Origin of the sequence: Paraburkholderia bonniea (assembly GCF_009455625.1) — a bacterium.
Classification (GTDB): Bacteria; Pseudomonadota; Gammaproteobacteria; order Burkholderiales; family Burkholderiaceae; genus Paraburkholderia; species Paraburkholderia bonniea.
Window position 1 is genome coordinate 1,742,713 of record NZ_QPEQ01000001.1, and the last position, 12,375, is coordinate 1,755,087.

General features: G+C 57.3%; 8 protein-coding genes and 2 tRNA genes. 7 read left to right on the forward strand and 3 right to left on the reverse strand.

Annotation, left to right across the window (positions count from 1 at the left end):
• The first annotated feature begins 330 nt into the window (after positions 1–330).
• The 7 genes from tig to GH656_RS07695 all read left to right on the forward strand — a co-directional run bounded on the left by tig (position 331) and on the right by GH656_RS07695 (position 7,443).
• On the forward strand, positions 331–1,677 hold the full coding sequence (gene tig, locus GH656_RS07665) for a trigger factor (protein ID WP_153075329.1): 1,347 nt from the start codon (positions 331–333) through the stop codon (positions 1,675–1,677).
• Between the two features lie 85 nt (positions 1,678–1,762).
• On the forward strand, positions 1,763–2,416 hold the full coding sequence (clpP, locus tag GH656_RS07670) for an ATP-dependent Clp endopeptidase proteolytic subunit ClpP (protein ID WP_153075330.1): 654 nt from the start codon (positions 1,763–1,765) through the stop codon (positions 2,414–2,416).
• Positions 2,417–2,597: 181 nt separating this feature from the next.
• Positions 2,598–3,869, forward strand: coding sequence for an ATP-dependent Clp protease ATP-binding subunit ClpX (clpX, locus tag GH656_RS07675; protein WP_153075331.1), 1,272 nt, complete (start codon positions 2,598–2,600; stop codon positions 3,867–3,869).
• Between the two features lie 180 nt (positions 3,870–4,049).
• Positions 4,050–6,473 carry an endopeptidase La gene (gene lon, locus GH656_RS07680; protein ID WP_153075332.1) on the forward strand — a complete coding sequence of 808 codons (2,424 nt, stop codon included), beginning with the start codon at positions 4,050–4,052 and terminating at the stop codon, positions 6,471–6,473.
• Between the two features lie 429 nt (positions 6,474–6,902).
• Positions 6,903–7,208, forward strand: coding sequence for an HU family DNA-binding protein (locus GH656_RS07685; protein ID WP_425495876.1), 306 nt, complete (start codon positions 6,903–6,905; stop codon positions 7,206–7,208).
• Between the two features lie 60 nt (positions 7,209–7,268).
• Positions 7,269–7,344, forward strand: a tRNA-Val gene (locus GH656_RS07690).
• A 22-nt stretch (positions 7,345–7,366) separates the two neighbouring features.
• Positions 7,367–7,443, forward strand: a tRNA-Asp gene (locus GH656_RS07695).
• Between the two features lie 110 nt (positions 7,444–7,553).
• On the opposite strand, the gene GH656_RS07700 is transcribed toward GH656_RS07695, so the two are convergent.
• The 3 genes from GH656_RS07700 to GH656_RS07710 are packed head-to-tail and all read right to left on the reverse strand — an operon-like array spanning position 7,554 to position 12,372.
• On the reverse strand, positions 7,554–8,825 hold the full coding sequence (locus GH656_RS07700) for a beta-barrel domain-containing protein (RefSeq protein ID WP_246184228.1): 1,272 nt from the start codon (positions 8,823–8,825) through the stop codon (positions 7,554–7,556).
• Positions 8,822–10,930: a type I secretion system permease/ATPase gene (locus tag GH656_RS07705; protein ID WP_153075333.1), complete on the reverse strand. Its 2,109-nt coding sequence runs from the start codon at positions 10,928–10,930 to the stop codon at positions 8,822–8,824. The genes GH656_RS07700 and GH656_RS07705 overlap by 4 nt, the downstream gene beginning before the upstream one ends.
• Entirely contained in the window at positions 10,927–12,372 is a 1,446-nt protein-coding gene (locus GH656_RS07710; RefSeq protein ID WP_153075334.1) for a TolC family outer membrane protein, read from the reverse strand. The genes GH656_RS07705 and GH656_RS07710 overlap by 4 nt, the downstream gene beginning before the upstream one ends.
• Between the last annotated feature and the right edge of the window lie 3 nt (positions 12,373–12,375).

Sequence of the window (12,375 nt, forward strand, 5' to 3'; positions counted from 1 at the left end):
TTAGCAGCACGGGAAGGGCGGCAAAATACGCCAGATGGCATAGTCAGAATTGCTCAGGCAACCCGTCGAAGATGTGCTGCGGGTGGGGCAATATCGGCGTGGCGCTGGCCCCGGGCGAGTACGCCAGGGCTAGTGGGTAAAAAAGATAAAAAATGAATCCGGGTTGAGGCTACGAATAGTTTGCTAATATATCGGGCTCTTTACGCCCAAACCGTGTCGCGTGTATGCCCAGGAGGCTTGTAGCGAAACGCACGCAACAGAATGTAGCGACATCGGCAGGCACGGGAAAGATAACTGATTCGCTCGAATAATTTTAGGACGATTGAAGCCATGTCTAACGCTGTTGAAAACCTCGGCAAGCTGGAACGCCGTGTGACGATTTCCCTGCCCAAGGATGTTGTGCAGAAGGAAATCGATTCACGTATTCGCCAACTGGCGAAAAATGTGCGCATGCCGGGTTTCCGCCCGGGCAAGGTGCCACTCAAAATGGTCACGCAGCAATATTCGGGGCAAGTTGAAGCCGAAGTGCTAAGCGACAAGGTTGGCAAGCAGTTTTTTGATATCAGCCGGGCTGCTAATCTGCGCGTGGCTGGCCAGCCAAGTTTCAGCCCGAAGGAAGATGCGGCTGACACCGATTATGCTTTCGACGCAACGTTCGAGGTATATCCGGAAGTGAAGCTGGGCGACATTGCCACGGCTGAAATTGAACGGACACAAACCACCATTGGCGACGCTGAGATCGACCGTACGCTGGAAATTTTGCGTAAACAGCGCGTGCATTTCCATTCGCGCGGCGAAGCTGGTGAGCATGGTGACGGCGGCGCTGATACAGCAGCGAAAGAGGGTGACCGCGTGACACTGGACTTCGTTGGCAAGATCGACGGCGAGGTGTTCCAGGGGGGGAGCGCTGAAGATTTCGCGTTTGTGCTCGGCGAGGGCCGCATGCTGCCAGAGTTTGAAACAGCTGCAACGGGCCTGAAGGTTGGTGGCACACGCGAATTCGATCTGCACTTCCCCGAGGACTATCACGGCAAGGACGTGGCTGGCAAAACCGCACAATTCACCATTACGGTAAAGAAAATCGAATGGCCGCATCTGCCTGAGATCGGTGCAGATTTCGCTCGCTCGCTTGGCGTGGCAGATGGTGATCTGACCAAGATGCGTGCAGAAATCAAAGACAATCTTGAGCGCGAAGCGAAACGCCGCATGCAGGCGCTTGCCAAAAATCAGGTAATGGACGCACTGCTGAAGATTGCTGAGCTCGACGTGCCGAACGCGCTGGTCGAACAAGATCAGCAGCGGCTGGTTGAAATGACGCGTCAGGATCTGGCCCAGCGTGGTGTGCCAAATGCAGCAGATGCGCCGATTCCGGCCGAAATGTTCAAGGAACAGGCCGAGCGCCGCGTGAAGCTTGGGCTTGTGCTGGCTGAACTGGTTAAGGCGCATGAGCTTCAGGCCAAGCCGGAGCAGATTCGCGCCGAAGTCGATGAATTTGCCAAAAGCTACGAAGATCCGAAAGAAGTAGTCCGCTGGTATTATTCCAACCAGCAGCGCCTGGCTGAAATGGAAGCCTATGTTGTTGAAGCCAACGTCGTTGATTTCGTTCTCAGCAAAGCTCGCGTAACTAACAAAGACGTGACTTTCGAAGAACTCGCAAGCGCGACAGCGCAGGCATAAGTCAGAAAAAAGCGTCCAGTCTGCCGTAACGGCAACCTGGACGCCATTTTTTGGTTCCGGTTATTTCCCGAAAAGGATTCATTGCATGACCTTTCGCGCTCAAACGCTGGATACTTTGACTTCCCAGGCATCGCGGGATCTTGAAGCACAGGCGCTCGGACTGGTGCCGATCGTGGTCGAAACGAGCGGTCGTGGTGAGCGTTCTTACGACATCTACTCACGTCTGCTCAAAGAGCGGCTGGTGTTTCTGGTCGGTGAAGTCAATGACCAGACAGCGAATCTTGTTATCGCGCAGTTGCTGTTCCTCGAAAGCGAAAATCCAGACAAGGACATCAGTCTGTATATCAACAGTCCGGGTGGCTCCGTATCGGCAGGCATGGCCATTTACGATACGATGCAGTTCATCAAGCCGGATGTATCTACCCTTTGCATGGGGCTCGCTGCAAGCATGGGCGCGTTTCTCCTGGCTGCAGGTGCTAAAGGCAAGCGATTTACATTGCCGAATGCGCGCATCATGATTCACCAGCCGCTTGGCGGCGCACGTGGGCAAGCATCCGACATCGAGATCCAGGCCCGCGAAATTCTGTATTTGAAAGAGCGTTTGAACCAGTTGCTGTCGCAGCATACTGGGCAACCGGTTGAACGTCTGGCTCGTGATACCGACCGTGATAATTTCATGTCCGGAGATGACGCCCAGACTTATGGGCTAGTCGATCAAGTGCTGCACAAGCGTCCATGATTTACCGTTGCCCCTCACGTGCAGCATGAGGGGCAACGACCAGGCAGTGAACGCAGTAATCGAAACCCGTCCTGAGCGCCTGCGGCAAACGCCGTTCCAGCTTTGTACGCCCGAATCCATCGGAAACAGGGTCGTGCAAGCGGCGTATCATGTCATTCCAGCGTCCAGAGGCTCTACATCTATGGCGGACAAAAAAGGTTCCAGCAGCGAAAAGCTGCTCTATTGCTCGTTTTGCGGCAAGAGCCAGCATGAAGTCAAAAAGTTAATTGCAGGCCCGTCGGTATTTATCTGCGATGAATGCATTGATTTATGCAATGAAATCATTCGTGATGAAGTGGCCGGTGCAGGTATCGAATTGGGCCTGTCGAAGTCTGACTTGCCGAGCCCGCAGGAAATCCGCGAAATACTTGACCAGTACGTGATTGGCCAGGAACGTGCGAAGAAAATTCTCGCCGTCGCTGTGTACAACCACTACAAGCGCCTCAAGCATCTCGACAAAAAAGATGAAATTGAGCTCTCAAAGAGCAACATCCTGCTGATCGGCCCTACCGGTTCGGGCAAGACGTTGCTGGCGCAAACCTTGGCGCGGCTGCTGAATGTGCCGTTCGTGATCGCGGACGCGACCACGCTCACCGAGGCAGGCTATGTCGGTGAAGATGTCGAGAACATCATTCAAAAATTGCTGCAAAACTGCAATTACGAGGTCGACAAAGCTCAGCGCGGCATTGTTTACATTGATGAAATCGACAAGATCAGCCGAAAGTCAGACAACCCATCCATAACGCGTGACGTGTCAGGCGAGGGCGTGCAACAAGCGCTCCTGAAGCTGGTTGAGGGCACGATGGCGTCAGTGCCGCCACAGGGTGGCCGCAAGCACCCTAATCAGGATTTCATCCAGGTAGACACGACCAATATTCTGTTCATCTGCGGCGGCGCTTTTGACGGTCTGGAAAAAGTGATTGTTGACCGTACAGAAAAAACGGGTATCGGTTTTGGGGCTAGCGTAAAGAGTAAGCAGGATCGGGATGCGGGTGAGGTGTTGCGCGAAGTTGAGCCAGAAGACTTGATCAAATTTGGCTTGATTCCGGAACTGATCGGCCGTCTGCCTGTAGTTGCAACGCTTGGCAAGCTGGATGAAGCGGCGTTGATGACGATCCTTGTCGAGCCCAAGAATGCACTGCTCAAGCAGTACCACAAGCTCTTTGCGATGGAGCACGTCGAGCTGGAAATTCGCCCGGCCGCGCTTCAGGCTGTCGCGCGCAAGGCGATCCGGCGCAAGACGGGCGCACGCGGCTTGCGTTCAATTCTTGAGCAGGCGTTGCTGGACGTGATGTACGAGCTGCCCACGATGAAAGATGTCAGCAAAGTCATCATTGACGAGAACGTCATTGATAGCGATGGCAAGCCACTCCTGATCTACGAAGACACACCGAAAGTAGCAGGATCAAACTAACCGGCTTTTTCAGCTCCGCAAAAAAGCCGTTCATGGCGACGTGAACGGCTTTTTCGTTTATCTTGTATTCAGAACGGGTTCTTTCGGGGGGCACTGTACTTTTCCCACACGCACAGGCTTGCAATCGTTTCAGCAGGCCTCACTTATCGAACGAACTGATTCCACTCATGGGGAAATGAAATGTCAGGAACCCAACTCCTTCCTCCGGAACAAATTACGCTTCCGCTGCTCCCGCTGCGTGATGTCGTAGTGTTTCCACACATGGTGATCCCGCTTTTCGTTGGGCGCCCGAAATCAATCAAGGCGCTCGAGGCGGCGATGGAGGGTGGCAAGCACATCATGCTTGTCGCACAAAAAACCGCGGCGAAAGACGAGCCCACTGAAAAAGACATGTATGAAGTAGGGTGTATCGCCAACATCCTGCAAATGCTGAAGCTGCCCGATGGTACGGTAAAGGTGCTGGTAGAAGGTCTTCAGCGCGCCAGGACAGTTTCGATCGAAGAGCAGGAAACGCAATTTTCCTGCGATGTCGTGCCACTCGAACCCGACCATGCTGATAACGCTGAAACCGAAGCGCTACGCCGCGCCATCGTGTCCCAGTTCGATCAGTATGTGAAGCTGAACAAGAAAATCCCCCCAGAAATTCTGACTTCGCTCTCCGGCATCGACGAAGCCGGGCGCTTGGCCGATACCATCGCCGCGCACCTGCCGCTCAAAATCGATCAGAAGCAACACATCCTTGAAATGCTTCCGGTTATCGAACGGCTTGAGCATCTGCTCGCACGCCTCGAAGCGGAAATTGACATTCTCCAGGTGGAAAAGCGTATCCGTGGGCGCGTCAAACGCCAGATGGAAAAGAGTCAGCGTGAGTACTATCTGAACGAGCAGGTCAAGGCGATCCAGAAAGAGCTGGGCGAGGGTGAGGAAGGTGCCGATCTCGAAGAACTCGAAAAGCGCATCACGGCTGCCCGCATGCCGAAGGAAGCCAGGAAAAAGGCTGACGCCGAGCTGAAAAAGCTCAAGCTGATGTCGCCCATGTCGGCTGAAGCCACTGTCGTGCGTAACTACATTGATACGCTGATCGGTTTGCCATGGCGCAAAAAGAGCAAGGTCAATAACGACTTGCCGAATGCCGAGCGTGTTCTCGATGAAGACCACTTTGGTCTTGAAAAGGTGAAGGAACGCATTCTCGAGTATCTCGCGGTGCAACAACGGGTGGACAAGGTTAAAGCCCCGATTCTCTGCCTCGTTGGGCCGCCAGGCGTGGGTAAGACTTCGCTGGGGCAGTCCATCGCCCGTGCGACGAACCGTAAGTTCGTGCGGATGGCGCTGGGTGGGGTGCGCGACGAAGCAGAAATTCGTGGCCATCGCCGGACGTATATCGGGTCGATGCCAGGCAAGATTTTGCAAAGCCTGGCCAAGGTTGGTGTGCGGAACCCACTGTTTTTGCTCGACGAAGTCGACAAAATGGGAATGGATTTCCGCGGCGACCCGTCGTCGGCATTGCTCGAAGTGCTTGATCCTGAGCAAAACCATACGTTTGCCGATCACTATGTCGAGGTCGATTTCGATCTGTCGGATGTGATGTTCGTGGCGACGTCGAACTCGCTGAATATCCCGCCGCCATTGCTCGACCGGATGGAGGTGATCCGTCTGTCGGGTTACACGGAAGACGAGAAAGTCAGCATTGCGCAACGCTATCTGTTGCCCAAGCAGAAAAAGAACAACGGTCTCAAGCAGGGCGAGATCGAAGTTTCGGAAGATGCGATCCGCGACATCATTCGTTATTACACGCGCGAAGCGGGCGTCCGTTCGCTTGAGCGTGAAATTTCGAAGATTTGCCGCAAGGTTGTGAAGATGCTGTTGCTGAAGAAGGCTGAAGGTGCAGTCAAGGTTGACGGCAGCACCCTCGATACTTTCCTCGGCGTGCGCAAGTATGACTTCGGTCTGGCGGCCAAAGAGAATCAGGTTGGTCAGGTAACCGGTCTTGCGTGGACAGAAGTGGGCGGCGATCTGCTGACCATCGAAGCCGCTGTTATGCCAGGCAAGGGCAACGTGATTCGTACCGGTTCGCTGGGTGACGTGATGAAAGAGTCGGTTGAAGCGGCTCGTTCGGTGGTGCGTTCACGCTCGCGTCGGGTTGGCGTCAAGGATGAGGCTTTCGAAAAGCAGGATATTCACATTCACGTGCCAGAAGGGGCGACACCCAAAGACGGTCCTTCAGCCGGGATTGCGATGACTACGGCTCTGGTGTCTGTGCTGACGGGTATTCCTGTCCGGGCGGATGTTGCGATGACCGGCGAAATCACGTTGCGCGGTGAGGTTCTGCCTATTGGTGGCCTGAAAGAAAAGCTGCTGGCAGCTCATCGTGGCGGTATCAAGCTCGTGTTGATTCCGGAAGAAAACGTCAAGGATCTGACGGAAATTCCGGATAACGTGAAAAATGCGATCGAAATCGTTCCGGTTCGCTGGATCGACAAGGTGCTGGAACTCGCGCTTGAACGTGTACCTTCGCCGCTGCCAGATGAAGAACCCAAGGCACCGGCTGCTGCAGTGGTTGAACCAGCAAAAGAGGCTGCCGCAACCGAAGTCGTCAAGCATTAATCCAGGCATTAACAACGAGTTATCTGGATGACCTAACCCGCAGCTTCGTCTGCGGGTTTTTTTTGTGTGCCGAGCATGGGCGCACTCTAGTGGATGCAAGTCCCACCGCGAGTTGATCATAGCGACCGCGCCATTAAACGCGTGCGGACCATTGCATACTTCGACCGTCTCGGCGTGCCTCGCCTCTCATAACCTCAACTTTCTGAACCGCCCGGTGCGGCCCCGCATGCCGGGTGATGGCAGAGGCGCAGTCACAGATGATGGCCCCTATGCCGCTCCAAAATTTCGCTGAATCAGGCTCGGCATGCTTGATGAGCGTTGCTTGACACCCGGGTTTCGGCCAATTCTAATGAGGCGCTTTGCGGGCTTGCGGTACGTGATAACGCATCCGGCCGCTGGGATTTTGGCCTCGCTGGCACAGGCTCACCGTTGTTCCATTCAATGACGTTTTTGGGGGCTGGAATGAATAAAACAGAACTGGTTAACCACATTGCACAGCAAGCCGAAATATCAAAAGCTGCCGCGGGCCGTGCGCTGGATGCAGTCATTGGCGGTGTCAAAAGTACGCTGAAAAAGGGCGGGTCGGTTACGGTAGTCGGTTTCGGTACGTTTGCAGTGAGCAAACGCACCGCTCGAATCGGACGCAATCCACGCACGGGAGCCGAGGTCAAAATTAATGCCGCTGCCGTTCCTAAATTTAGGGCTGGTAAAGCGCTAAAAGATGCATTAAACTAGCAGGCTTGCTGGTTGCGAAAGCCGCCAGCAATCAAGCACCAAAAAGTCGAGTCGTGGAGCGGGTGCTTAGCTCAGTTGGTAGAGCGGCGCCCTTACAAGGCGTAGGTCGGGAGTTCGAGCCTCTCAGCACCCACCAGTTCCAGATTCGCAGGTAATAAGGAGTGGTAGTTCAGTCGGTTAGAATACCGGCCTGTCACGCCGGGGGTCGCGGGTTCGAGTCCCGTCCGCTCCGCCAGACAAAAAAGCCCGTTGATTTTTCAACGGGCTTTTTTTATGGTGCCTGATTTTTATCTGGACTCGTATCCGAATCCAGTTCCAGTTTCCATACTCCTCGTCCTGACGCTACTAGCGCTCCCGCAGCGCTTCTTTGCTCTTGTTAAACGGCTTGATCAGATAATCCAGCACGGTTTTCTGTCCGGTGTGGATATCCACCGAGGCAATCATCCCTGGCACGATGGAAAAGCGCTGGCCTGCCTTGTTGCTCAGGTGGTCAGCGTCGGTGCGGATATACACCCGGTAGTAATAGCTGTCGCGCTTTACGTCGTCCTGGATGGTATCCGGCGAAATGGTGACCACGTGCCCCGGCAGGCCACCGTAGATTGAATAATCGTAGGCGGTGATTTTCACGCTCGCAGCCTGGCCTGGGTGAATGAATGCGACGTCGCGTGGGGCGATGCGCGCTTCGATGAGCAACTTGTCGCCCAGCGGCACGATCTCCATCAGCTTGCCATTCGGTGGCACCACGCCACCCACCGTAGTAACCGCAATATCTTTCACTACGCCACGGACTGGCGAGGTAAAAGTCAGCCGGGTTAACGAGTCATTGCGGCCGCGTGTCACCGAGCGTTGCGACTCGATCTCGGCATTCGCGCGCGCCAGATCTTCACGTGCCTTGACCAGATACTGGGTGCGCAAATCCGTGGCTTTGCTTTCGAGTTCGTTGGCCTGACGTTCAAGGCGCAGCACTTCGACATCGCTAGCCGCGCCTCGTGCTACCAGCGGCCGGGTCAATGCCAGCTCACGCCGCACCAGCGACAATGCCTGGCCGATCCCGCTCAGGCTGCGGGCGAGGCTGTCGCGCCGCGACTGGTACAACGCGGTTTCGCTGCGGACAAGGTCGGCATCTTCCTGCACCTCTGGCGGAAACACTAACGGCGTGTGATTCACTTCGGCTGATAGCCTGGCTGCCATCGCCTGCGCGGCACGCATTTTTGAGGCGCTTTCGCCGACGGCCGCTTCGTTGCGGGTGCGGTCCATCTGGGCGAGCACTTGCCCCGCCTGAACGATATCGCCCTCCCGAACCTTGAGCTGAACCAGGATGCCGCCTTCGAGCGACTGGATCACCTGTTCTTTCGACGAAGGCACGACTTTGCCGGTTCCGGCTGAAACCTCTTCGAGCCGGGCTTGCCAGGCCCACAGCAAAAACGCAAGCAGCAGCGCGCTAATCAACCACACGATCAGAGCCGAACGAGGCAGTGGGTCACTGGGTGGCCGCATCCTGGCGGTGCCCGCTGTAGCAGAAGCAGACGCTGGAGCGGTGGCCTCAGACGTAGCAGGGCGCTGCGTGGTGACGCTTGCTGTGATGGTGTGGGCTGAGTCCTGCTGGGTTGAAGTCATGCGGCAAGCTCTCCGAGCACCTGTTCTTTCGGGCCATCCATGATGATGGTGCCTTCATCAATCACGATAATTCTGTCGACCCATTTCAGTACTGCCATGCGATGTGTGGCTACCACCAGCGTGCGGGAGGGCAGCCAGTTGTGGATCGCGTCAATCACGTGGCGCTCGGTTGTGTCGTCGAAGCCTGCAGTTGGTTCGTCAAGCAGCACAATCGACGACTCACGAAGCAGTGTGCGGGCCAGCAGCAGCGCTTGCCGCTGACCTCCTGACAAACCTTGGCCGCCTTCGCGCACGACGGCGTCGAGCCCTTCCGCGCGGGAGCGGACAAAAGCCGCTGCGCCCGCCATTTCCAGCGCGCGCAGCACCTGTTCGTCGGATGCCTGCGGCATGCCCATTAGCACGTTGTCACGCAGCGTGCCGTGGAATAAAAACGCATGCTGGGTTAGCAGGCTCATGTCGCGCCGTAGGTCGGCGGGGTCGATCAGGCCGAGCGTCACGCCATCCAGCGCAATGCCTCCTTGCTGCGGTATTTGCAGCCCCGCCAGCACTTGCAGCAAGGTCGATTTGCCTGCGCCCATACGCCCCAGGACGGCGACTTTTTCACCTGCCTGAAGTTTCAGTGTGGCAATAGAGAGCGCTGGCTGGGGGTCGCTTTTGTCATAACGGAACTGCACCGCTGAGAGCGTGTAAGCGCCGTGCAGCGCAGCCTTGTGCACCCGGTGCGCATGCTCGGGTTGATCGACCGGCTGGCGCATCAGTTCGTCTAGCCCTTTGCGCGCGACCTTCGCCTGTTGCCAGCGCGAGAAAAATCCGGATACCTGAGACAACGGTCCAATCATGCGAGACGAGAGGATTGAGGTTCCCACCAGCGCACCGGTCGTCATCTCGCCTTTCATCACCAGATAGCTGCCTACCAGCAGTACTACGGCGTAGACGATGCTTTGCACCTCTTGCGTCCAGGTCATCAGCAGGCTGGTCAGAAGCCGCTGACGCATGCTGATGCCGGCGCTGACCCGGTTGACCTGGTTCCACTGGCTTTCGAAACGGGCTTCGGCGCGCAGCAGTTTGATGTCTTCGATGCCTTGCACCGCTTCGACCAGCATCGCATTGCGTAGCGCTGCCTCACGCAAACCGGCGCTCGAAAGCCGCGCCAGCGGGCGCTGGATCAGCAGCCCCGGAATGATGAGTAGTGGCACGGCTGCCAGCACCACTAGCGCGAGCGGCCCGCCCACCAGCCACAGCATCACCAGAAACAGCAGGAAGAACGGCAGATCAGCCAGCGCATTGATGGCGGTGGAGCTCAGCAGCTCTCGCACCTGTTCCAGCTCGCGGATCTGTGCGATAAACGAGCCGGTCGATTTCGGCCGGGCCTCGTTGCGCAATCGCAGCGCATGGCCAAACACCACATCGGAGAGCGCGAGGTCGGCGCGTTTGCCCACGGTGTCGGTGAGATGGGTGCGGGCCACACGGAGCGAAAACTCAAACACGATCGCCAGAATCACCCCGGCAAACAGCACCCAGAGGGTCGACTCCGATTGCGATGGCACGACCCGGTCGTACACCTGCATCGAAAAAATCACGCCTGAGAGTGCCAGCAAGTTGGCGAATAACGAGGCGGCGATGATGTCGCCGCAGCGGCGCCAGTCGCGCAACACGATCTGCCAGAACCAGTTCTTCTGGTACGGCTTGATGTAATCGTCGACCCGGGCATCCGGCACTGCGCTTTGCGGTTTCAGCAGCAGCACGCGGGTAGTGCGCTGGCGTAATTCGGCGATGGGCAGGTCGGTCTCCAGCCCAAGATCCTGGCTGAACAGCACCCCGGCGCGCCCGGTGTCATCCATCGTGCGCACCACGCCGACCTGGCCATCGGCAAATTCGATTAACAGCGGCAGACGCCACGGGTTTAGCCAGTCGTCGCTCAGCGGCACTTCGCGCAGCGCGAGTCCAAGCTGGCGCGCCATGGGTTCCAGCAGCGTGTCGAGTGGCATGCCGCGCTCCCACGCCAGCGCGACGCGCACGTTTTCGGCGGAAGCACTGAGACGGTAATGCCGGGCGACGACCAGCATCGCCTCCAGCCATGAGGTGTAGGGCAGTGGTGAGGTCATGGCAGCAGGTTCATTCCCTGAACGGTTCGATGGTTCAGGCCGTAGAACTCGCGTCCCAGGCCCGTGGCACCGACATAGCTGACGACGCTGAGCCAGAATTCGTGGCGCGCCATCTGCTCGTCGGTTTGTGCCTGATAGAACTCTTGCTCTGCGTTGAGCAAGTCGATGATCGAGCGCGTGCCGAGCTTGTATTGATCCCGGTAAATATCGCGCGCCTGTTCAATGCTTTTTTTGCGCTGGATCTGGATTGCTATGGTCTCCCTGGCACCCAGCGCCTGTTCACGAAAAATCCGCGCCTGGTCGTTGCTTTCCAGCCGCACCAGTTCGATTTGCTGGCGCGAGGCTTCCATCGCGCTGGTGGCGGCACGCACTTGCGCGTTTAGTGCGCCGCCCTGAAACAGCACCGACGACAAATTAATCATCAGCGCGCGGTAGGTGCCGTTGTGTTGCAGCGTCGATGGATTCACGCCATTGATGCTCCGGTTCACTGAGGCTTCGAGCGAGATGGTGGGCCAGCGCTGGGCTTTGGCGAGCAGTAGTTGCGCGGCCGCTGCGCGTTGTTCGGCCTGGGCCACGAGTACTTCGGGGAGCGCATCGGTTTCGGGTACCTGGTTCCAGTCGAGTGCGTCGGCCTGGAGTTCGGGTAACGCACCGATTGCGGCGGGCACCGGCGCGCCGATAAAGGTGCGCAGACGCTGGCGCGTTTGCTGTGACAGGGTTTTGATCTGCAGCAAGCTAGCGCGGGCACCCTCGACGCGCGATAGCGCCTGAACCGGATCGGAGCGCGTGCTGACGCCTGCGCTGGCGCGCAGGCGAGCCATCTCCAGCACGCGTTCGAGTGCGGCCAGTTGCTGCTCTGCGATGGTTTGCAGCGCTTGATAGCGATGCGCATTCACCACGGCTTCGGCGGTTTGCCGGGCAATCTCGTCGATCTGCCGGAGCACTTGCGCCTGTTGCCGGTTCAGCAGCGCCTGGGCTTGATCCACTGAGCTGGACACCTTGCCAAAGTCGTAGATCGTCTGGGTGATGGTGGCGGACACGGAAGAGCCATTGCCGATCTGAGTGTTGCTGTCGCTGCCGCCTACCCCCACGCGCACTTGTGGGTAATAACCCGCGCGCGCGACGCTGACGCCCGCTGCTTGTTGCCCTAGCGTGGCGATATTGGCCGCAATCGACGGATGCCAGCCGACCGCCATCTGGACGGCTTCATTGAGCTGTATCGTCGGCGCGTCGAAGGTTTCGCGGCGCAAGGGCTGGGCCCGTGGGCCGTCCGAGAGCTTGACCAGCGCGCTAGGTGCGAGCACCTGTGAGTGTTCGTCGGTATCGCTTAACGGTTGCAGAAGACTGGGTAAAGAAGGTAAGCGGGGTAATTCCTGAGCGCCGACCGAGCCGCACGCGAACGCCAGCGTCAGCATGGCGTTGCCCCTTGTCATCCATTTCATGGT

Coding starts and splice junctions, on each gene's coding strand:
- tig (WP_153075329.1), top strand. CDS start 331: ATGTCTAACGCTGTTGAAAACCTCGGCAAGCTGGAACGCCGTGTGACG.
- clpP (WP_153075330.1), top strand. CDS start 1,763: ATGACCTTTCGCGCTCAAACGCTGGATACTTTGACTTCCCAGGCATCG.
- clpX (WP_153075331.1), top strand. CDS start 2,598: ATGGCGGACAAAAAAGGTTCCAGCAGCGAAAAGCTGCTCTATTGCTCG.
- lon (WP_153075332.1), top strand. CDS start 4,050: ATGTCAGGAACCCAACTCCTTCCTCCGGAACAAATTACGCTTCCGCTG.
- GH656_RS07700 (WP_246184228.1), bottom strand. CDS start 8,825: ATGACTTCAACCCAGCAGGACTCAGCCCACACCATCACAGCAAGCGTC.
- GH656_RS07705 (WP_153075333.1), bottom strand. CDS start 10,930: ATGACCTCACCACTGCCCTACACCTCATGGCTGGAGGCGATGCTGGTC.
- GH656_RS07710 (WP_153075334.1), bottom strand. CDS start 12,372: ATGAAATGGATGACAAGGGGCAACGCCATGCTGACGCTGGCGTTCGCG.